This is a genomic window from Candidatus Pelagibacter sp. HIMB1483 (assembly GCF_052048135.1).
In the GTDB taxonomy this organism is placed as follows: Bacteria; Pseudomonadota; Alphaproteobacteria; order Pelagibacterales; family Pelagibacteraceae; genus Pelagibacter.
Genome location: NZ_JBNAIM010000002.1, coordinates 170,494 through 191,908, shown reverse-complemented (window position 1 = coordinate 191,908; position 21,415 = coordinate 170,494). Strand labels below are relative to the sequence as shown.

19 protein-coding genes are annotated in these 21,415 nt (G+C 31.8%); all 19 read right to left on the bottom strand.

Translation table 11 applies throughout. The features are described 5' to 3' along the window. From ACTTAV_RS01685 to trmD, 19 genes are read right to left on the bottom strand one after another with little or no spacing between them, the layout of a single operon-like run. On the bottom strand, window positions 1-2,874 hold the full coding sequence (locus ACTTAV_RS01685) for a 2-oxoglutarate dehydrogenase E1 component (RefSeq protein WP_440669772.1): 2,874 nt from the start codon (window positions 2,872-2,874) through the stop codon (window positions 1-3). Window positions 2,875-2,908: 34 nt separating this feature from the next. Then, complete coding sequence (sucD, locus tag ACTTAV_RS01680) at window positions 2,909-3,784, bottom strand: succinate--CoA ligase subunit alpha (protein ID WP_440669770.1); 876 nt, start codon at window positions 3,782-3,784, stop codon at window positions 2,909-2,911. Beyond that, complete coding sequence (sucC, locus tag ACTTAV_RS01675; RefSeq protein WP_440669769.1) at window positions 3,785-4,945, bottom strand: ADP-forming succinate--CoA ligase subunit beta; 1,161 nt, start codon at window positions 4,943-4,945, stop codon at window positions 3,785-3,787. Further along, window positions 4,945-5,907 (bottom strand): malate dehydrogenase, encoded by a 963-nt coding sequence (gene mdh / locus ACTTAV_RS01670; protein WP_440669768.1) that lies wholly within the window; start codon window positions 5,905-5,907, stop codon window positions 4,945-4,947. Before mdh ends, sucC begins: the two co-directional genes overlap by 1 nt. Window positions 5,908-5,915: 8 nt before the next feature. Continuing rightward, window positions 5,916-7,409 (bottom strand): CoA-acylating methylmalonate-semialdehyde dehydrogenase, encoded by a 1,494-nt coding sequence (locus tag ACTTAV_RS01665; RefSeq protein WP_440669767.1) that lies wholly within the window; start codon window positions 7,407-7,409, stop codon window positions 5,916-5,918. A gap of 42 nt (window positions 7,410-7,451) precedes the next feature. Beyond that, window positions 7,452-8,231 carry a succinate dehydrogenase iron-sulfur subunit gene (locus ACTTAV_RS01660; RefSeq protein WP_440669766.1) on the bottom strand — a complete coding sequence of 260 codons (780 nt, stop codon included), beginning with the start codon at window positions 8,229-8,231 and terminating at the stop codon, window positions 7,452-7,454. Beyond that, window positions 8,231-10,006, bottom strand: coding sequence for a succinate dehydrogenase flavoprotein subunit (gene sdhA / locus ACTTAV_RS01655; protein WP_440669764.1), 1,776 nt, complete (start codon window positions 10,004-10,006; stop codon window positions 8,231-8,233). Before sdhA ends, ACTTAV_RS01660 begins: the two co-directional genes overlap by 1 nt. Continuing rightward, the gene (gene sdhD, locus ACTTAV_RS01650) at window positions 10,003-10,326 is read right to left on the bottom strand and encodes a succinate dehydrogenase, hydrophobic membrane anchor protein (RefSeq protein ID WP_440669762.1); all 324 of its coding nucleotides are present in this window, start codon (window positions 10,324-10,326) and stop codon (window positions 10,003-10,005) included. Before sdhD ends, sdhA begins: the two co-directional genes overlap by 4 nt. Before the next feature lies 1 nt (window position 10,327). Next, a complete protein-coding gene (gene sdhC, locus ACTTAV_RS01645; RefSeq protein WP_440669761.1) occupies window positions 10,328-10,711 on the bottom strand; it encodes a succinate dehydrogenase, cytochrome b556 subunit in 384 nt (127 codons plus the stop codon). Continuing rightward, window positions 10,701-11,708 (bottom strand): aspartate-semialdehyde dehydrogenase, encoded by a 1,008-nt coding sequence (locus ACTTAV_RS01640; RefSeq protein ID WP_440669759.1) that lies wholly within the window; start codon window positions 11,706-11,708, stop codon window positions 10,701-10,703. The genes sdhC and ACTTAV_RS01640 overlap by 11 nt, the downstream gene beginning before the upstream one ends. A gap of 15 nt (window positions 11,709-11,723) precedes the next feature. Next, window positions 11,724-12,833: a dimethylsulfoniopropionate demethylase gene (locus ACTTAV_RS01635; protein ID WP_440669758.1), complete on the bottom strand. Its 1,110-nt coding sequence runs from the start codon at window positions 12,831-12,833 to the stop codon at window positions 11,724-11,726. Further along, window positions 12,830-13,606, bottom strand: coding sequence for an alpha/beta fold hydrolase (locus tag ACTTAV_RS01630; protein WP_440669757.1), 777 nt, complete (start codon window positions 13,604-13,606; stop codon window positions 12,830-12,832). The genes ACTTAV_RS01635 and ACTTAV_RS01630 overlap by 4 nt, the downstream gene beginning before the upstream one ends. Before the next feature lie 8 nt (window positions 13,607-13,614). After that, window positions 13,615-15,231, bottom strand: a complete 1,617-nt coding sequence (locus tag ACTTAV_RS01625) for a long-chain-fatty-acid--CoA ligase (protein ID WP_440669756.1) — start codon at window positions 15,229-15,231, stop codon at window positions 13,615-13,617. Window position 15,232: 1 nt separating this feature from the next. Then, on the bottom strand, window positions 15,233-16,996 hold the full coding sequence (locus tag ACTTAV_RS01620) for an acyl-CoA dehydrogenase family protein (RefSeq protein WP_440669755.1): 1,764 nt from the start codon (window positions 16,994-16,996) through the stop codon (window positions 15,233-15,235). 26 nt (window positions 16,997-17,022) lie between these two features. Beyond that, entirely contained in the window at window positions 17,023-18,129 is a 1,107-nt protein-coding gene (gene leuB / locus ACTTAV_RS01615; RefSeq protein WP_440669753.1) for a 3-isopropylmalate dehydrogenase, read from the bottom strand. Beyond that, window positions 18,122-18,727 carry a 3-isopropylmalate dehydratase small subunit gene (gene leuD, locus ACTTAV_RS01610; RefSeq protein ID WP_440669751.1) on the bottom strand — a complete coding sequence of 202 codons (606 nt, stop codon included), beginning with the start codon at window positions 18,725-18,727 and terminating at the stop codon, window positions 18,122-18,124. The genes leuB and leuD overlap by 8 nt, the downstream gene beginning before the upstream one ends. Continuing rightward, window positions 18,727-20,130, bottom strand: coding sequence for a 3-isopropylmalate dehydratase large subunit (leuC, locus tag ACTTAV_RS01605; protein WP_440669749.1), 1,404 nt, complete (start codon window positions 20,128-20,130; stop codon window positions 18,727-18,729). Before leuC ends, leuD begins: the two co-directional genes overlap by 1 nt. Before the next feature lie 11 nt (window positions 20,131-20,141). After that, window positions 20,142-20,711, bottom strand: coding sequence for a 50S ribosomal protein L19 (gene rplS / locus ACTTAV_RS01600; RefSeq protein WP_440669747.1), 570 nt, complete (start codon window positions 20,709-20,711; stop codon window positions 20,142-20,144). Between the two features lie 16 nt (window positions 20,712-20,727). Then, the gene (gene trmD / locus ACTTAV_RS01595; RefSeq protein WP_075519325.1) at window positions 20,728-21,414 is read right to left on the bottom strand and encodes a tRNA (guanosine(37)-N1)-methyltransferase TrmD; all 687 of its coding nucleotides are present in this window, start codon (window positions 21,412-21,414) and stop codon (window positions 20,728-20,730) included. Window position 21,415: the final 1 nt, after the last annotated feature.

Here is a 21,415-nt window from a genome sequence, read left to right as displayed (position 1 = left end):
TTATTCAAAAACTTTCTTAATAATTTCTTGTTGTTGAGAAATATGTCTTTTAACATATCCAGTTGCAGGAGACGCATCAGGACTTCTTCCAATATAAGAAATTTGATTATTATTAGCCTTAATACTGTCTAATGTCCATTGGATATAGTCTCTAACCGAAAACCATGCTCCCATATTTTTTGGTTCTTCCTGACACCAATAAAACTTAGCCTTTTTTGCATAAGGCTTAAGTTCTTTAACAAGACTTTTTGCTGGAAATGGATATAGCTGCTCAATTCTATAAAAAACTATATCATCCTTTTTTAGTTTTTCCCTAGTTTCTAAAAGATCAAAATAAATCTTACCAGAACACAAGATTACTTTCTTAATATCGTTTGATTTTTTAAGTCTTATGAAGCCCTTGCTCTTTGGATCAATAGCATGATCCCACAAAACTCTATGAAAAGAATTTCTTTTACTAAAATCCTCAATATTTGAAACACAATATTTATGACGTAATAAAGATTTAGGTGTCATTATAATTAATGGCTTTCTAAAATCTCTATGCATTTGTCTTCTCAAAGCATGAAAATAATTTGCTGGTGTTGTACAATTCATGATTTGCATGTTATCGTTTGAACAGAGTTGTAAAAATCTTTCTAATCGCGCTGAAGAATGCTCTGGACCCTGACCTTCATATCCATGGGGCAACAACATAACCAAACCAGATGCTCTAGACCATTTTCTTTCACCTGATGCTATAAACTGATCAATAACAACCTGTGCTCCATTTGCAAAATCTCCAAATTGTGCTTCCCATAAAGTCAAAGTGTTTGGTTCTACCAAACTATACCCATACTCAAAACCTAAAACTGCTAATTCAGATAAAAAACTATCAACAACTTCAAAATTTTTTTGATTTTTTGAAATATTATTTAATGGAACATATCTTGAATTATCAATTTGATTTCTTAAAACTGAATGTCTTTGACTAAATGTTCCCCTCCCAGAGTCTTGTCCAACTAATCTTACAGGATAACCCTCTTCTAAGAGTGAACCAAATGCTAATGCTTCAGCTGTAGACCAGTCAATTCCAGATCCATTTTTGACACTAAGTTTTCTGTTATCTAAAATTTTGGTAATAGTTTTATGAATATTAATTTCATTAGGAATTGTATTAATCCTGTTAGATATTTCTAATAACTTTTTAGTATCCGATCCAGTGACGCCTCTTTTATCTTTACCTCTCTCAGGTTTATATCTAGACCAAGTTCCCTCAAACCATTCAATTTGAGGTTTGTAATCTTTAGCTGTTTTAAACTGATCATCTAGCAGATTCTTAAACTTTGTTATAGAGACATTCAAAAAATCTTTTGAAATTGACTTGTTGTTAATTAATCTTTCTCCGTAAACATTTACAGGAGATGGATGGGATTTAATTTTTTTATACATTAATGGTTGTGTAAATGAAGGTTCATCACCTTCATTATGTCCAAATCTTCTATAACAAATTAAATCTATGACAACGTCTCTGTTAAATTTTAATCTAAAATCTGTTGCTATCCTCGCGGCATAAACAACTGCTTCTGGATCATCCCCATTTACATGAATTATTGGAGCCTCAACCATTTTTGCAATATCTGATGGATATGGTGAAGATCTTGCAAATCTTGGACTTGTAGTAAACCCAATTTGATTGTTAATTATAATATGTATAGTTCCTCCAGTATTATGACCTGGCAATCCTGACATTGCAAAACATTCTGCAACAACTCCTTGTCCTGCAAAAGCAGCATCACCATGAATCAAAATTGGAATAACCTTTTTTCTTTCTTTATCTTTGTGAAAAAATTGCTTAGCTCTTGTTTGCCCTAGAACAACTGGATTGACAGCCTCTAAGTGAGAAGGGTTGTCAGTTAAACTTACATGAACAGAATTTCCATCAAATTCTCTATTAGAAGAAGCTCCAAGATGATATTTTACATCTCCAGCACCATCTTCTGAAGTGCTAATTTCACCTGCAAACTCATTAAAAATTCTTTTATAAGATTTTTGCAAAACATTAGCTAAAACATTAAGTCTTCCTCTATGAGACATTCCTATCTTAACTTCTTTTACTTGAGACTGTCCTCCAATTTTTATTATTTGCTCTAACGCTGGAATTAAACTTTCACCACCATCAAGCCCAAATCTTTTTGTTCCTACATATTTTGTGTGTAAAAATTTTTCAAACCCTTCAGCTTGTATCAATTTATTTAAGATTGCTTCTTTACCATTTTGGGTAAATTTAAAATCATCAGCTTTTTCAACTCTATCTCTAAACCATTTTCTTTCAGTTGGATTAGAAATATGCATAAATTCATATCCAATAGACCCACAATATTTATCTTTTAAAAATTGTAAAATTTCTCTTATATTTGAATATTGTTTATTTGTTACTCCATCTAAAAAAATTTTCTTATTATAATCATCTTTTTTGAAACCATAAGATTCTGGGTGCAATTCATCTAAATATTCAGATTTCATCATGCCTAATGGATCAAGCTTAGCTATAAGATGACCTCTCTGTCTGTATGATCTAATCAGGGCTACTGCTTTTATTGAATTTGCATTAGATTTGATTATCTCTAGTTCATTTGTTTTACTATTTTCCTCAGAAACCTGCTGAAGATTTTCAATTGAAATTTTATTTTTTTTTGGGCTCCATGAAGGTCCATTAATTTCATTAACAACAATGTCCACCTCATCACCAATTTCATCAAAGTAATTTTTCCAACCCTCTGGTAAACTTGGATCTTTATTGATGTATTGTAAATACATCTGCTCAATAAATGCACTGTTAGATTTACTTAAAAACCCGGTTTTTTCAAATTCTAGATTTTTTGATGAAGACATCTTTTATTTTAATATAATCCTAGAAACGAATATTTCAATTAGACAATTTATTAAAAAGAGTTTTACCAATTTTTGAAGGTGAATTGGCAATAGTTATGCCACAATCTTCCATTTTTTTTATTTTATCTTGTGCACCACCTTTTCCACCTGAAATAATAGCTCCAGCATGTCCCATTCTTCTTCCAGGAGGAGCTGTAACGCCCGCAATAAACCCAACTATTGGTTTTTTAATTTTATGATTTTTAATAAATTCTGCTGCTTCTTCCTCAGCAGTTCCTCCTATTTCCCCTATCATTAAAATTGATTGAGTTTCTTCATCATTTAAAAATAAATCTAAACAATCTATAAAATTTGTACCATTAATTGGATCTCCACCAATTCCAATGCAAGTTGACTGACCAAGTCCGTTTTCGGTTGTTTGGGCAACAGCCTCATAGGTCAATGTTCCCGATCTAGAAACAATACCAACTGATCCTTTCTTATGAATATTACCAGGCATAATGCCAATCTTACATTCTTCAGGAGTTATAATTCCTGGACAGTTTGGACCAATCAATCTCGAATTTGATTTTAATAATCTTTGTTTTACTCTTAACATATCCTGAATAGGTATACCCTCAGTAATACAGACTATAAGTTCAATTGATGAGTCAATTGCTTCAATGATTGCAGCAGCTGCAAATTTTGCAGGAACATAAATCATTGTAGCATTTGCATCTTCAGAGTCTTTAGCTTCCTTTACAGTATTAAAAACAGGAAGTCCTAAATGTTTTTGTCCACCTTTTTTAGGTGTAACACCACCAACCAATTTTGTTCCATATTTAATTGCTTGTTCAGAATGAAATGTTCCATGTGAGCCAGTGAAACCTTGGCAAATTAATCTTGTATCTTTATTAACTAAAACTGACATTTATTTAATTGCCTCAACAATTTTTTTAGCTGCATCATCAAGGTTCTCAGCAGAAATTAATTTTAAACCAGAATTATCAAGTATTTCTTTTCCCTCTTTAAAATTTGTGCCCGCTAATCTTACTACAAGTGGTGCACTAATATTAATTTCTTTTGCTGCATCAACAACACCTTGGGCAAGAACATCACATCTCATAATCCCTCCAAAAATATTTATTAATATTCCCTTTACGCTTTTGTCTGACAAAATTATCTTAAAAGCAGCTGAAACTTTTTCTTTTGAAGCTCCTCCTCCAACATCTAAAAAATTAGCTGGTTCTTCGCCATATAACTTAATTATATCCATTGTTGCCATAGCTAGTCCTGCACCATTGACCATACAACCAATACTTCCATCTAATTTTATATAAGCTAAATCGTGTTTACTTGCCTCAATTTCTGCTGGATCTTCCTCATTTAAGTCTCTAAGTTCTAAAATTTCCGGATGTCTAAACAAAGCATTGCTATCAAAATTAACTTTTGCATCTAAACAAACAATTTTTTTTTCTTTAGTTAATATTAGTGGATTTATTTCAACCATATTTGCATCTGTCTTAATAAACATTGTGTAGATTGATTTAATTAGAGAAATTGCTTCATTTTTAGAACTACCTTCTAAATTAAAAATTTTAATTATTTTTTCACAGTCTTCGTTTGAAATTTCTTCATTTAACTCAACTTTAGTTGTCAAAATTTTATCTGGAGATCTAACGGCTACCTCCTCAATATCCATTCCTCCTTGATCGCTAGTAATAAATGCAATTTTTGAAGTAGCTCTATCTACCAAACAAGATAAGTAAAATTCTTTTTCGATGTTTGATGATACTTCAACATATAGTCTTTTTACTTCTCTTCCTTCTGGACCAGTTTGATGAGTAATTAATTTTTTTCCTAGAAGTTCTTTTGCTGATTTTTCTAATTCATTTAAATTATCTAAAATTTTTACACCACCAGCTTTTCCTCTGCCACCTGCATGGATTTGAGCCTTTAAAACATATTTGTCTGTTTTTAATGATTTGCATTTTTCTAAAAGTTCTTCAACAGTGAAACCAAATACTCCCTCCGGTACAACCGCACCAAATTGTTTCAAAATTTGTTTAGCTTGATGCTCGTGTATGTTCATTATTTAGCTAAATCTGTATCTATATTAGACGCTGCTTCCCAAAGTTTTTTTACAGCTTCGACAGAGTGAAGAAATTCAGATTTTTCTTTCTCATCTAAATTTATTTCTTCAATTTTTTCAACACCATTTTTACCTACAATAATTGGAACACCGGCATAAATATCTTTAATTCCATATTCTCCATTCAAGTAAGCAGCACATGGAAGCATTTTTTTTTCATCTTTTAGATAAGCTTTAGCCATCTCAACTCCTGAAGCTGCTGGTGCATAGAAAGCTGAACCTTTTTCCAAAAATTTAACAATTTCAGCTCCTCCATCTCTTGTTCTTTGGTTTATTTCTTCCAATCTTTTTTGAGAAATTTTTCCTTCTTTAACCATGTCTAACAAAGGTTTTCCAGAAACTTTTGTAAATCTCGGCAACGGAACCATTGTGTCACCATGTCCACCCATTACCATTGCCTCTATTTCTCTTACTGGAACATTAAACTCTTCCGACAAAAATAATTTAAATCTTGAACTATCTAATATACCAGCCATTCCTACAACTTTGTTTGGAGAAAGACCGGAAAATTTTTGAAACGCCATTACCATTACATCTAAAGGATTAGTAATACATATTACAAATGCATCTGGAGCATTTTGTTTTATTCCCTCAGCAACTTGTTTAATTATTTTTAAATTAATTCCAAGTAAGTCGTCTCTACTCATTCCAGGTTTTCTTGGTACTCCAGCTGTGATAATTATTACATCTGAGCCTTTAATATCTTTGTAATCATCAGTTCCTGAAAACTTAACATTGAAACCGTCAACTGATGATGACTGAGCAATATCAAGAGCTTTACCTTTTGCTATCCCACTAGCCACATCAAATAAAACTACTTCATTAACTAATTCTTTTATTCCAATTAAGTGTGCGAGAGTTCCGCCAATTTGGCCTGCTCCAATTAAAGATATCTTGCTCATTTTCTCCTTTATTTCATTGTTGGCATCACAAATTCAGCATTAGAACGAATTCCAGAAGGCCACCTTGAAGTTATTGTTTTTAATTTAGTGTAAAATTTTATTCCTTCCATACCATGCATAGCACTGTCACCGAATAAAGATCTTTTCCAGCCTCCGAAACTATGGAAAGCCATTGGAACTGGTATTGGAACATTTATTCCAACCATTCCAACTTGAATTTTACTCGCAAATGTTCTTCCAGCATCACCATCTCTGGTATAAATACTAACTCCATTTCCATACTCATGATCATTTATTAATTTTGCAGCTTCTTCAAAAGTTTTTACTCTAACAACTGACAAAACAGGCCCGAATATTTCCTCTTTATAAATTCTCATTTCTTTTTTTACATGGTCAAACAAACAACCACCGATATAAAATCCATTTTCATATCCTTGTAATTTTAAGTTTCTTCCATCAACTAATAATTTTGCTCCCTCTTTTACTCCTAAATCAACATAACTTTTTACTTTTTCTAAGTGTTCTTTTGTAACTAAAGGGCCCATTTCAGAATTTTTATCCATTCCAGGTCCAACTTTTAAAGCCTCTGCTTTTTTTGATAATCTTGATACCAACTCATCTCCAATGTCTCCAACAGCAACTGCAACTGATTGTGCCATGCACCTTTCACCCGCCGACCCATAAGCAGCTCCCATCAAACCATTTACAGCACCATCTAGATCACAATCAGGCATAACAACTAAATGATTTTTAGCACCACCTAATGCTTGAACTCTTTTTTCGTTTTTAGCAGAATTTTCATATATATATTTTGCTATAGGAGTTGATCCTACAAAACTTACAGCCTTAATATCTTTATTTGTAAGAATTGCATCTACTGCCTCTTTGTCTCCATTTACAACATTAAAAACACCATCTGGTAACCCTGCCTCTTTTAAAAGTTCCGCTAATTTTATTGAACATGATGGATCTTTTTCTGATGGCTTTAATATAAAACTATTTCCACAAGCAACAGCTATCGGAAACATCCACATTGGAACCATAGCTGGAAAATTGAATGGTGTAATTCCTGCAACGACTCCTAAGGGTTGTCTTATAGACCAACTATCAACGTTAGTTCCAACGTTTTCCGAAAATTCTCCTTTAAGTAAGTGTGGAATACCACATGCAAATTCAACAACTTCAAGTCCTCTAGTTAAAGATCCTTTTGCATCTTCATAAACTTTTCCATGTTCTGCTACAATTAATTGTGTCAGTTCATCTGAATTTTTTTCTATTAACTCCTTAAATTTAAACATTATTCTAGCTCTTTGAAGAGAAGGTTTTAGTGACCACTCATCAAACGCTTTTTTTGCAATTATAACTGCTTGATCTAAATCTGCTTTAGAAGCTAATCTTACTTCTTTCTCTTGTTCTCCAGTTGCAGGATTAAATACTTTGCCTTTTTTATCAGAAGTTCCTGGTATTATTTTTCCACCTACAAAATGTTCAATTAATTTCATGAATAGGATCTTTTAGAGTAAAAATTCTTATTAGTCTATTATTTAAATATTAGCTGTTGCTAACATTTTTTTTATTTCAGCTATTGCTTTTGCTGGATTCAATCCTTTAGGACACGCACTTGTACAGTTAAGAATTGTGTGACAACGATACAACTTAAGTTCATCAGCAACTTTTTTTAATCTAGCTTCTCTTTCCTCATCTCTGCTATCTACAATCCATCTATATGCTTGTAATAAAACTGCTGGGCCTAAATATTTATCACCATTCCACCAATAACTAGGACATGAAGTTGAACAACATGCACACATTATACACTCATATGCACCATCTAACTTTGCTCTATCCTCTTTTGATTGAATTATTTCTTTAGTTTCTGACTTAGAATTAGATTTTAACCAAGGTTCTATTGATTGATATTGTTTGTATAGGCCATCTAAATCACCAATCAAATCTTTTTTAACTTTTAGATGGGGTAGTGGATAAATATCAATATCTCCATTAATTTCAGAATGCGGTGTTGTACAAGCTAAACCATTTTTTCCTCCCATATTCATTGCACATGAGCCACAAACACCGTGGGCACAAGATCTTCTATAAGTTAACGTTGGATCTATTTCATTTTTAATTTTATTCAAAACATCTAATACTTTGGAAGGACAGTTATCCATATCAACTTCATATGTATCAATTCTTGGGTTTTCTCCAGTGGAGGGATCCCATCTATAAACATTTACTTTTCTAAGATTTTTGGATCCAGTCTTGTCTTTGTAATATTTACCTTTTCTAACTTTAGAATTATCAGGTAAATTAATTTGAACCATTAATAAACTCTCTCCTGAGGTGGAAAATATTGAACTTCATTTGTTAAAGTAGATTTATGAACTTCTCTATAACTTATTTTTGTATCTTTGCCATCACACCAAGCAAGTGTATGCTGCATAAATTTCTCATCATCTCTTTTAGGAAAATCTTCTCTTGCATGTGCTCCTCGACTTTCTTTTCTGCTATATGCAGAATCAACTGTTACGACCGCTTGTCTAATTAAATTATCAAATTCTAAAGTTTCAACTAAATCAGTGTTGAATATTAAAGATTTGTCTTTTACAGACAAACTATCTAAACCATCAAAAGTTTTTCTTATTTCTTCAACACCTTCTTTTAAAGTTTTTTCTGTTCTAAAAACCGCACATTTAGATTGCATTGTTTTCTGCATTGAAAGTCTTAATTCTGCGGTCCCAATTTCTCCATTAGCATTTCGGATTTTGTCAAAACGATCTAAACACTTTTGAGTTTCTGTTTCACTTATTTCCTCATGTGGTGTTCCTGGCTTAATAAGTTCTGCAGCTCTTTTGGCTGCTGCTCTTCCAAAAACAACTAAATCAATTAATGAGTTTGAGCCAAGTCTATTTGCACCATGAACTGAAACACACGCTGCTTCTCCAATTGCCATTAGTCCTGGGACAGTTTTTTCTGAACCGTTCACTGTTAAAACTTCAGCTTTATAATTTGTTGGGATACCACCCATATTATAATGGACAGTTGGCACAACTGGAATTGGTTCTTTAGTAACATCTACATTTGCAAACAATCTTGCAGCATCAGTTATACCTGGTAATCTACTCTCAATTATATCTTTATCTAAATGACTTAAATTTAAGTGAACGTGGTCTTGGTCCTTTCCAACACCTCTACCTTCATTAATTTCAATAGACATCGATCTACTTACTACATCTCTTGATGCTAAATCTTTTGCTTTTGGTGCGTACCTTTCCATAAACCTTTCACCCTTAGAATTTGTTAGATATCCTCCTTCACCTCTTGCACCTTCTGTTATTAATGTCCCATGTCCATAAATTCCTGTAGGATGAAATTGAACAAACTCCATATCTTGTAAAGGCAATCCTGCTCTTAAAACCATTGCATTACCATCTCCAGTACAAGTGTGAGCAGATGTTGCTGAATAATAAACTTTACCATAACCACCTGTTGCAATAATTACAGTATGAGCTCTAAATCTATGAATAGTTCCATCATTTAAATTCCAAGCAATTAGTCCCTTGCAGGCTCCATCTTTCATTAATAAATCCAACGCAAAATACTCAATAAAAAATTCTGTTTTATGCTTTAGTGCTTGTCCATACAAAGTATGTAAAATCGCATGACCAGTTCTATCAGCAGCAGCACAAGTTCTTTGTACGATCCCATTTCCATAATTTTTAGTCATACCACCAAATGGTCTTTGATAAATTTTTCCATCGTCTGTTCTGCTAAAAGGCACACCATATTTTTCTAGTTCTATAACTGCTTTAGGCGCTTCTTTACAAAGATATTCAATACTATCTTGATCTCCTAACCAATCTGCACCTTTTACTGTATCATACATGTGCCAACGCCAATCATCTTCACCCATATTGCCAAGGGCAGCTGAAATACCTCCTTGCGCAGCAGAAGTATGACTTCTAGTAGGAAAAACTTTTGAAATACATGCTGTCTTTAGTCCTGCCTCACTCAAGCCAACCGCAGCTCTTAACCCTGAACCACCAGCTCCTAAGACTACCACATCATATTCATGATCTATAATTTTATAAGAATTCATAACCTAGATATTAATATAATTGTAATTAGTGGAATTACCACTGCCGATGCATACAAAAGTCTGTTTGCGACATTTTTGATTTGATCATTTTTAATATAATCTTCAAAAACCTCGCTAATACTTAGTGCTGAAAAAAAATAAGCATTAATAATGAATAAACTAAATAAAAACTTTGATAATGGGCTCGTAAAAAAATTTATAACAACAAAGTAGGTTTGATCATAAATTGTAATAAAATTTAAAATAAACCATATCATTAATGGAACTAATGTTGCCCCACTAATTTTTAGAAAAATCCATTTTTTAGTTGCATTAATCATTTTAAAAAAAATTCTTTCCAATTAAATAGAAAGCTATTGTTAAAATTATCGATCCAAATATTACAATTAACCCAGTTATTTTTGTCGTTCTAAGTTCAAAACCATACCCCAAATCCATAATCAAATGTCTTATCTCACTCAAAATTTGAAAAGAAAAAGACCATGTAAGTCCTAAAATAAAAAATTTACCTATTAGTGAACTTAAAAATAAATTTATGAATTCATAATTACTTTCACCAAAAACAAGTAGTGAAACTAATAAACAAATAAATGAAATTGCAATTATATTTATAATTCCCGTAATTCTATGAGATATAGATACTAAAGATGAAATATGCCATTTATAAATTTGAATATGAGGAGATAATGGTGTTTTATTTTCCATAAAAATTATTCTTAATTAGTGTCTCAGCAATTTCTACTGCATTCAAAGCCGCGCCTCTTAAAAGGTTATCCGAAACAATCCACAAATTTAATCCATTTTTTATAGTCTTATCCTCTCTTATTCTTGAAATGAATGTTTCGTCTTTTCCCTCTGCTTCTAATGGAGTTACATATCCACCATCAACTCTTTCATCAATTACCTTACAACCATCAAAATTATTTAATGCATCTTTGACTTTTTCTATAGAAAATGACTTTTCAAATTGTAAATTCACTGACTCTGAATGTGAAACAGAAATAGGTAATCTTACACAAGTTGCTGTTAAATCAATTTTTCTATCTAAAATTTTTTTTGTTTCATTAGTCATTTTTAATTCTTCTTTTGTGTAACCGTCATCTGAAAATATATCGATATGGGGAATAGCATTAAAAGCTATTTGTTTAGTAAAATTTTTAGATGTTACTAATTTGCCATCTAAAACTAATTTTGTTTGCTCAATCAATTCATCCATTGGTGCTTTACCACCACCTGAAACTGATTGATATGTAGAAACTACTATTCTTTTAATTACAAAAAGGTCATGCAAAGGTTTTAAAGCGATCACTAATTGTGCTGTTGAACAGTTTGGGTTAGCAATGATATTTTTTTTAATATTTTTTAAATCATCTGAATTTACCTGTGGAACAATCAAAGGGACATCTTGATCCATTCTGTAGAAACTTGAATTATCAATAACTAGACAATGTTTAGCAGCTTTCTCTGCAAATTTTTCTGAAATTTTTCCCCCAGCTGCAAAAAAAGCAATTTTAACTTTGGAAAAATCAAAATTTTCTAAATCAAAAATCTCATGCTCTTTACCCTTAAAACTAATTTTTTTCCCAGCACTTTTGGATGAAGCAACTAAATATAGATTATCAATAGATAGTTCTTTTTTTTCGAGAACTTCTAAAGTTTTTCTTCCAACATTTCCTGTTGCTCCTACAATTGCAATATTCATGATGTAGGTTTTATACTAGATGAAAGGCAAATCGCAAACTTTTACAGCTAAAGAATTTCCTTCAATTTCCAACAATCCCATTGTAGATGGTTTGCAATAAGGCTCATTTATCATTGCTATTCCTATAACTTTTTTAAAATGTGGCGAATAACAAGCTGATCTTAAATCACCAATAAAATTTCCCTTATCATCTTTAATGTTTAATGATTTGGTTAAGTTAATTTTATTAGCATCTATTTGGACTCCCATTAATCTTCTTTTGATACCTTCTTGTTTAATTTTCTTTAATTTTTCTTTACCTAAAAAAATTATTTCAGATTCTAAGTTTACATATTTATCAAAGCCACATTCAAAAGGATTATCATTATTATCAAAATCATTTCCGTAAGATAAAAGGCCACTTTCGATTCTTTCTATAAGATTTGGGCAGCCAGGTTTTAAATTAAATTCTTCACCTATTTCAAAAAAATAATCATAAAGATCTAAACCGGATTGGGTATTTTCTACATATACTTCAAATCCTCCTTGTTTAGACCATCCAGATCTAGCAATTAAATGCTTAACTCCTTTAAAATCAAAATAATCAAAACCAAAGAATTTTAATTCATTTATTTTTTTTCCAAAAACTTTTTCCATTAGATCAAATGATTTTGGTCCTTGTATTGCAATTATGTCGACATTAGGTTCAAAAATTTGAACTTCAAAATTATTCCCAGATGCAAGGCCTTTGGCAAAAAAAATAACATCTGAATCAGCAATTGAAATCCACCATCTATCTTCAGCTAATTTCAAAATTACAGGATCGTTTACTAAGTTTCCATTATCATCAATAATAGGACAATAATAACACCTTCCTATTTTTGATTTTGACAAATCTCTACAAGTCATCAGTTGAACAAGTTTAGCTGCATCTTTTCCATTAATTTCTACTTGTCTTTCAGCTGCAACGTCCCAAACTTGAACATTTTTTTTAAGATGGTTACACGAATCTTCTACAGAACCAAATGCAGCAGGTAGCAACATATGATTGTAAACGGTATATGCAGTGACACCTTGTTTTTCTATTCTTGAAGTATAAGGAGTACTTCTTATTCTTCTTGATTTTGCAATCGAATAATTTTTCATGAATTTAAAAATTCTAAAATCTTTTCTCGCATTTCAAAAGCTTTTTCAATCATTATCATATGTCCACACCCCTTAATTACATGCGTTGTTGAGTTTTTTATTAGACCTGAGAATTTTTTTGCTGTCTCTAGATTAACCATTTTATCTAAGTCCCCAAAAATTAATAAACTAGGAAAATTTATTTTTTTTGCTGCCTCAGTGCCGTTAAAGTAATTATTACATGCATTTAAATCAACTGCTAATATTTCACTTATATCTCTAGGAGATTGAATTATTTTCTCCACAGGATTTCCACCAATAAATTTTTTTGAACCCTCATATCCCCATTTCATCATTAATTTGACAGCATCTGAATCTCCATTTTGAGAAAGTTCTATTAAATCAGGATGAACAGGCATTTTGTTTGATCCTCCAACAAAAACTAATTTATTTATTCTATTTTTATATTTGTTTGCATACTCAAGTATTTCTAAACAGCCTTGTGAATGACCAACTAAAATTAGATTAACTAAATTTAATTTATTAAATACTTTTTCTAACCAATCAGCAATTTTTTCTATACTATCTAAACAAGGTCCTTCAGAATTTCCATGGCCAGGTAAATCTATTGATAATACGTTAAAATTTTTATTTGAAAAAAATTGTTCACTTAGAGACCAAACAATGTGAGAAAGGCCACTTCCATGTAAGAATACTATAGTTTTTTTCGTGATATCTAAACCTTGACCAGCATCTGATGCATGAATGTTTCTATTTTCTATTTGAAATATCAATTACTTACCTAAAATTTTTTTCTAAGCTCAAACTTTTGAATTTTACCAGTTGAAGTTTTAGGTAAATCACAAAAAACTACTTGTTTTGGTACTTTAAATCCAGCAAGTGTTTCTTTACAAAAACTTATTAATTCTTTTTCTGTTACGGGTTTGTCTTTAACCATTTCAATAAAAGCACATGGAACTTCACCCCATTTATCATCTGGTTTAGCTACTACCGCCGCAATAGATACGGAAGGATGTTTTGATAAAGTATTTTCTATTTCAATTGAAGAGATATTTTCGCCTCCTGAAATAATGATATCTTTTGATCTATCTTGAATCTTAACATATCCATCAGGGTGCATGACAGCTAAATCTCCAGAATGAAACCAGCCTCCATCCATTGCTTTAGATGTAGCTTCTTTATCTTTAAAATATCCTTTCATAACAACATTTCCTTTGATCATAATTTCACCAATAGTTTTTCCATCTTTAGGGACCTCTGTCATTGTTTCAGGATTCATTACCGCTATTCCCTCAGTATTTGGATATCTCACTCCTTGTCTTGCTTTAATCTCGTTCTGTTTTTCTTCATCAAATTCATTCCAAGCATCATTCCAAGCACATTGGGTAACATGCCCATAAGTTTCTGTTAATCCATAAACATGCATCACTTCAAAACCTAACTCATTCATTTTTTTAAATATAATACTTGGCGGTGGTGCTCCAGCAGTTAGCACATAAACTTTTTGTTTTAATTTTTTTCTATCAGTCTCTGGTGCGCCAGTAATCATATTCAGTACTATTGGTGCTCCACCAAAGTGAGTTACGTTATATTTGTCAATTAATTCAAATATTTTTTTAACATCAATATTCCTTAAACATATAGTCCTTCCATTTAACATGGGAATAGTCCACGGGTACCCCCAACCATTGCAATGAAACATTGGAACAATAGTTAAAAAATTTAATCTATTTGGCATATTCCAGGCGACTGCACTTCCAGTAGACATAAGGTATGATCCTCTATGATGATAAACAACTCCTTTTGGATTTCCTGTAGTACCAGATGTATAACTTAATGATATTGCTTGCCATTCATCCTCAGGCATTTTCCACTCATAATTTTCGTCACCAGTATTTAAAAAACTTTCATACTCTAGTTCGCCAATTTTTTCACACTTAGATTGATCTGCAAATTTATCATTTATATCAATTATTATAATTTTTTTTTTAAGAGAACTTAAAGCCTTTTTCACTTCTACATGGAGTTGTCTATCAACAACTAATACTTTTGCTTCGCTGTGATCTAAAATATAAGCAATTGTTTTAGCATCTAATCTAATGTTAATAGTATTTAACACTGCTCCTGTCATTGGCACAGAATAATGGCCTTCAAAAATTTCTGGGGTATTAAATGCTAAAAAAGAGACTGTATCACCTTTTCCAACACCAATTTTATTAAGTGCACTAGCAAATTTAACTGTCCTTTTATAAACCTGATCCCAAGTATATTTACGGTCCTCATAAATAACTGCTTCATAATTTGGATAAATTTCTTTAGCCCTTTTTAAGAAAGTTAAAGGGGTTAATGGAATATAATTTGCATTATTTTTATCCAAATTAGTATCGTAATGGCTCATTTTAATTAAATTTGAAATTCATTAAATTTGAACTACCAGAGATACCTGACTTATAATGTTGTTCAACTCTTGGTAATACTTTGTCAAAGTAAAATCTTGCAGTATTTATTTTATCATCATAGAAGTTCTTATTTTCATTATAATCTTCAAAGCTAACCTCTAAAACCTTAATCCATGCATACGCAATAGACACATAACCTAAAATTTTCAAATAGTCGTTTGCAGCTGCACTCACGTCATCTTTTTCTGTTTTTGATCTATCCATCATCCAATCACTAAATTTTTTCAATACACTTAGATGGTTATTAAATTCTGATATAAATGGTTTAATTTTTTCATTATTAGATTTACATTCAGATTTTACCTGGTCTAAAAATTTATTGATTATACTCCCATTTTTATTTGATAATTTTCTAAAAACTAGATCAGAAGCTTGAACTGAGTTAGTTCCCTCATATATGGGTGTAATTCTGTTATCTCTATATAACTGTTCTATTCCTTGATCTTTTGTATACCCATAGCCCCCATGAATTTGCATTGCATCACTAGTTATTTCCATAGCCAAATCAGTAAATAATGCTTTAACAACAGGAGTCATCAGAGAAACATAGTCAGACGCCTCTTGACGAACTTTTTCATCTGGATGGTACAAACTAACTTCAGTCTGTTGAGATAACCAGAAACATAAAGCTCTCTCACCTTCGATAATTGACTTCATATTTAATAATGTTCTTCTAATATCTGCATGTTCAATAATAAAATCAGCTCCATTTTTTGATTTCGTCTTATTTGTTTTTCCTTGTTTTCTTTCTTTTGCATATGACAGAGAGTTTTGGTAAGCAATTTCTGAAATACCTAAACCTTGAATACCAACAACTATTCTCTCAAGATTCATCATCGTAAACATGGCACTCAAACCTTTTTCTTTATTACCAATCATATATCCGGTGGCATCATCAAAATTTAAAACACAAGTAGCTGATCCTTTTATACCCATCTTAGTTTCTATCGATCCTGTTGAAATCCCATTTCTAGGTCCTATAGTTCCATCATCCTTAACAATAAATTTAGGTACTAAAAATAAACTTATTCCTTTTGTTCCTTCAGGAGAGTCATCAGCCCTTGCTAAAACTAAATGAATTATATTTTCGGTCAGATCATGATCGCCAGAAGTAATGAAGATTTTTTGTCCGGTTAATTTATAAGTTCCATCAGATTGTTTTTTTGCTTTAGTTTTAAGTAAGCCTAGATCAGTTCCACACACCGGCTCTGTCAAACACATGGTGCCACTCCATTTACCTTCAACTATTTTTGGTAAATATTTATTTTTAATGTCGTCTGTAGCATGATGATTTATACAATTATACGCACCAATACTAAGTTCACTATAAAGTTTAAATGAAAGACTAGCTGAGGATAACATTTCATCGAAAAAAGCACTTACTGTTTTTGGCATGCCTTGTCCTCCATATTTTGGATCACAAGATAATGATGTCCATCCATCCTCAATATATTTTGCATATGCTTCCTTGTAACCAGGAGGAGTTCGCACGACTCCATTTTCTAAAACTGCAGGATTTTCATCTCCAGCTTTTGCTAGCGGTAATATAAGATTTTGATTTATCTTTGCTGCTTCTTGTAAGATATCTTTTACAAGGTCTGGGCTTACATCTTTATATTTTTCTAATTCATTATAATTCTTGTTGTTTCTCAATTTTTCAAAAAGAAACATCATGTCTTCTACTGGTGCTGTGTAGCTTGGCATAAAATTAGTTTAAAATAATTAATTGATTATTGCAATTTTGAAATTATCGCATCACCCATTTGAGAAGTAGATACTTCCTTCATTCCATCAGATAAAATATCTTTTGTTCTCAATCCATCGTTAAGCACGTCCTGTACAGCTTTTTCAAGCACCTCAGCTTCTTTATCTAAATCTAAAGAATACCTTAATGCCATAGCAAAACTTAATATTGTTGCAATTGGATTTGCGATACCTTTCCCAGCTATATCAGGTGCAGATCCATGTATAGGCTCATACATAGCTCTCATTTCTCCATCTTTATTTTTAGCTCCTAACGACGCTGAAGGCAAAAGACCTAATGAACCAGTTAACATTGATGCTTGATCAGATAACATGTCTCCAAAGAGATTATCTGTCACTATTACATCAAACTGTTTTGGATTTCTTAGCAGTTGCATTGCACAATTATCCGCAAGCATATGACTTAACTCTACATCTTTATATTCTTTATCATGTAGTGTTTGGACTTCTTCCTTCCAAAGTTGCCCTGCTTCCATGACATTTGATTTTTCACAAGAGGTAACTTTATTAGATCTTTTTTTAGCTAAATCAAAAGCAATTCTGGCAACTCTTATTATTTCACTACTTGTGTAAGTGTGAGTATTAACTCCTTTTCTCTCACCATTTTCAATAGGTTTAATTCCTCTTGGTTCACCAAAATAAATTCCTCCAGTTAATTCTCTAACAATCATTATGTCTAGACCAGAAACAATTTCAGGTTTTAAAGTTGACGCATCAACTAATTGCTTAAAACAAATTGCAGGTCTTAAATTTGCAAATAATTTTAACTCTTTTCTTAACTTTAAAAGTGCTCTCTCTGGTTTTTTAGAAAACTCTACGTTATCCCATTTAGGACCACCAACAGCACCCAACATAACAACTGCACTTTCTAAAGCTTTATAAAAAACTTCATCAGTAATAGGTGTCCCATGTTTATCGTAAGAACAACCACCAGCTAAATCTTCGTCTATTTCAAAATCCAAAGATTTTTTATCATTAAACCAATTAATTATTTTTTTTACTTCACCAATAACTTCAGGTCCAATTCCATCTCCAGGGAGTAATAATATTTTTCTTTTTTTTACTTTAATCATTAATAATCCATGGTTTTTGGTTTCTTAAATTTTTTTCAAAATTTTCAATTTTGTCAGATTTCTTTAAAGATAATGCTATATCGTCGAGTCCTTCGAGAAGACATTTTTTTTTAAATGAGTCTACTTTAAATTTTACCTCATTATTTCCATAGATTATTTTTTCTTCATTCAAATCTACTGAAATTTCTTCTTTTCTATTTGCATATTCTGATAGCTCTTTAATTTTTTCATCATCAAGAATAATTGGTAAAATTCCGTTTTTAAAACAATTGCTAAAAAATATATCCGCAAAACTAGAACTAATAACACATGTTATACCAAAATCTAATAATGCCCAGGGAGCATGTTCTCTAGATGATCCACAACCGAAATTCTTACCTGCTATCAATATTTTCGAATTATTAAAAGGATTTTGATTTAAAATAAAATCATTAATAATTTTTCCTTTTTCATCATATCTCATTTCATAAAATAAATTTTTACCTAGACCCGTTCTTTTAATTGTTTTTAAAAATTGTTTTGGAATAATCATATCTGTATCAATATTCACTATTGGTAAATATGCTGGAATACTTTTTAATGTCGTAAATTTTTGCATTAGTTTTGATACTTTCTCACATCATCTAAATTTCCTGAAATTGCTGCTGCAGCGGCCATTCCAGGACTTACAAGATGAGTTCTCCCACCTCTACCTTGTCTTCCTTCAAAATTCCTATTTGAAGTTGAAGCACATCTCTCCTCTGGTTTTAATTTATCTGCATTCATTGCCAAACACATTGAACAGCCTGGTTCTCTCCATTCAAATCCTGAATTAACAAATATTTTATCTAAACCTTCTTGTTCAGCTTGCTCTTTAACTAATCCAGATCCTGGAACCACCATTGCATGAACATGTGAGGCAATTTTTTTATCCTTTAAAATTTTTGCCGCTTCTCTTAAATCCTCAATTCTTCCATTTGTACAACTCCCAATAAAGACTTTATCTATTTTAATATCTTTAGCTGCCATATCAGGTTTTAGACCCATATATTTTAAAGCTCTTTCTATTGAATTCTTTTTGTCCTCATCTTGCTCAGTATTTGGATTAGGAACTTTGCCATCAATCGTAATAACATCTTGAGGTGAGGTTCCCCATGTAATCATTGGCAAAATTTCATTTGCTTCCAAACTAATTTCTTTATCAAAAGATGCATTATCATCTGAGTTTAAATTTTTCCAATATTCAAGAGCCTTGTCCCATTTTTCACCTTTTGGTGACATTGGTTTTCCGTGTAAATATTCAAAAATTTTTTCGTCTGGTGCAATTAATCCTGCCCGTGCTCCACCTTCAATAGTCATGTTACATATGGTCATTCTTTGTTCAACACTTAAAGAGCGAATTAAATCACCAGCATATTCAACAACGCAACCAGTCCCACCAGCAGTTCCAATTTTTCCAATTATTTGCAAGATTACATCTTTTGAAGTAACACCTAATGGAAGTTTTCCATTTACATTTATTCTAAAATTTTTTGCTTTTTTTTGAACTAATGTTTGTGTTGCCAAAACATGCTCTACCTCTGATGTTCCAATTCCAAAAGCTAAAGCTCCAAATGCACCATGAGTAGCTGTATGGCTATCACCACAAACAATTACAGTACCTGGTTGAGTAAATCCTTGTTCAGGACCAATAATATGAACAATCCCTTGTCTTTTATCATCCATACCAAAAAGTTGAATGCCAAATTCTTTACAATTATTTTCTAAAGTATCAACTTGAATCTTGGACTCTTGATCAGCTATTCCATTTGTTCTATCTGTTGTTGGAACATTGTGATCTGCTACCGCCAAAGTTAATTTAGGATGTCTTACCTTTCGATTTGAATTTCTTAGACCTTCAAATGCTTGAGGACTAGTTACTTCATGAACAAGATGTCTGTCTACAAAAAGTAAAGCCGTACCATCAGTTTGTTGGTCAACTAGGTGATCATTCCAAATTTTATCGTATAATGTATTAGGCATTGAAAAAAAAATTATTTTTTTTCTGGTGAACTTTCCGTTTTATTCTCAGCTTCTACTTTTTTTGGTTCTGCTTTAGGAGTTTCTTCCCTTTTTGTTTCTACTGCAGATACAGTTTTTTCTTTAGAAGATTCTTCTTTATTATTATCTGGTTCTAATGTAGCTGGCGCTAGGTTTTCCTCATTTACAGTCTCTGGCTTAACATCAAGATCAATACCAATTTTCTTTCTGATCTTCTCTGCAATTCTAGCTGATTTACCTGTTCTATCTCTTAAATAATATAGCTTGGCTCTTCTAACCTTTCCTGATCGAATTACTTTAATTGAATCTATTACAGTTCCAAATAGTGGAAATGTTCTTTCAACACCCTCACCAAATGAAATTTTTCTTACAGTGAATGAAGAATTTAAATCTCTATTTTTTTTTGCAATACACACACCCTCAAAATATTGAATTCTTTCTTTTTTTCCTTCAGTAATTCTCACTCCAACTTTAACTACATCTCCTGGAAAAAACTCCGGTAGTTTCTTTTCAGAAAGAATTTTTTTTACATTGTGCTGGTTTATTTCTTCTATTGTTTTCATATTAGTATTTAGCAATTTAATCCTTCTTATATTTTTGCCATAAATCTGGTCTTCGGACGCGTGTTATAGCCTCAGATTGAGATAAACGCCAGTCTTTAATTTTGCTATGATCTCCTGATAATAAGACTTCTGGAACTGATTTTTCCTCCCAAATCTGGGGTTTTGTATATTGAGGATACTCTAAAAGTCCATTTTCAAATGTTTCATCTGAAGCTGATTTATCATTTCCCAAAACACCTGGTAAAAGTCTCAAAACACTATCAAGAACTACTAAGGCTGCTGTTTCACCGCCTGATAAGACATAGTCACCTATGCTTATTTCTTCAATATTTCTTGTAGATAAAACTCTTTCATCAACTCCCTCAAAATGTCCACAAATTAAAGAGAATGAATTTTCTTTTGATAAATCTTGAGCAAGTTTTTGGTCAAATTTTTTACCTTTTGGTGAAAGATAAAAAATTCTCTCTCCTTTTTTAACATTATTGTCAATGGAGTTTGCCAATACATCAGGTTTAAGCAACATACCTGAACCACCACCATAAGGAGTATCGTCCACTGTTTTGTGTTTATCTTTTGCTGAGTCTCTAATATTAATCACATTTAAGCTCCACAAATTTTTAGCTAATGCTTTACCGTAAAGACCTTTGTTTAAAGGTCCAGGAAAAATTTCTGGATAAAGTGTAAATAATTGAGCTTGCAACATG

Bases quoted from the DNA above. Each gene is read 5' to 3' on its own strand.
- ACTTAV_RS01685 (WP_440669772.1), bottom strand. From the start codon at position 2,874: ATGTCTTCATCAAAAAATCTAGAATTTGAAAAAACCGGGTTTTTAAGT.
- sucD (WP_440669770.1), bottom strand. From the start codon at position 3,784: ATGTCAGTTTTAGTTAATAAAGATACAAGATTAATTTGCCAAGGTTTC.
- sucC (WP_440669769.1), bottom strand. From the start codon at position 4,945: ATGAACATACACGAGCATCAAGCTAAACAAATTTTGAAACAATTTGGT.
- mdh (WP_440669768.1), bottom strand. From the start codon at position 5,907: ATGAGCAAGATATCTTTAATTGGAGCAGGCCAAATTGGCGGAACTCTC.
- ACTTAV_RS01665 (WP_440669767.1), bottom strand. From the start codon at position 7,409: ATGAAATTAATTGAACATTTTGTAGGTGGAAAAATAATACCAGGAACT.
- ACTTAV_RS01660 (WP_440669766.1), bottom strand. From the start codon at position 8,231: ATGGTTCAAATTAATTTACCTGATAATTCTAAAGTTAGAAAAGGTAAA.
- sdhA (WP_440669764.1), bottom strand. From the start codon at position 10,006: ATGAATTCTTATAAAATTATAGATCATGAATATGATGTGGTAGTCTTA.
- sdhD (WP_440669762.1), bottom strand. From the start codon at position 10,326: ATGATTAATGCAACTAAAAAATGGATTTTTCTAAAAATTAGTGGGGCA.
- sdhC (WP_440669761.1), bottom strand. From the start codon at position 10,711: ATGGAAAATAAAACACCATTATCTCCTCATATTCAAATTTATAAATGG.
- ACTTAV_RS01640 (WP_440669759.1), bottom strand. From the start codon at position 11,708: ATGAATATTGCAATTGTAGGAGCAACAGGAAATGTTGGAAGAAAAACT.
- ACTTAV_RS01635 (WP_440669758.1), bottom strand. From the start codon at position 12,833: ATGAAAAATTATTCGATTGCAAAATCAAGAAGAATAAGAAGTACTCCT.
- ACTTAV_RS01625 (WP_440669756.1), bottom strand. From the start codon at position 15,231: ATGAGCCATTACGATACTAATTTGGATAAAAATAATGCAAATTATATT.
- ACTTAV_RS01620 (WP_440669755.1), bottom strand. From the start codon at position 16,996: ATGCCAAGCTACACAGCACCAGTAGAAGACATGATGTTTCTTTTTGAA.
- leuB (WP_440669753.1), bottom strand. From the start codon at position 18,129: ATGATTAAAGTAAAAAAAAGAAAAATATTATTACTCCCTGGAGATGGA.
- leuD (WP_440669751.1), bottom strand. From the start codon at position 18,727: ATGCAAAAATTTACGACATTAAAAAGTATTCCAGCATATTTACCAATA.
- leuC (WP_440669749.1), bottom strand. From the start codon at position 20,130: ATGCCTAATACATTATACGATAAAATTTGGAATGATCACCTAGTTGAC.
- rplS (WP_440669747.1), bottom strand. From the start codon at position 20,711: ATGAAAACAATAGAAGAAATAAACCAGCACAATGTAAAAAAAATTCTT.
- trmD (WP_075519325.1), bottom strand. From the start codon at position 21,414: ATGTTGCAAGCTCAATTATTTACACTTTATCCAGAAATTTTTCCTGGA.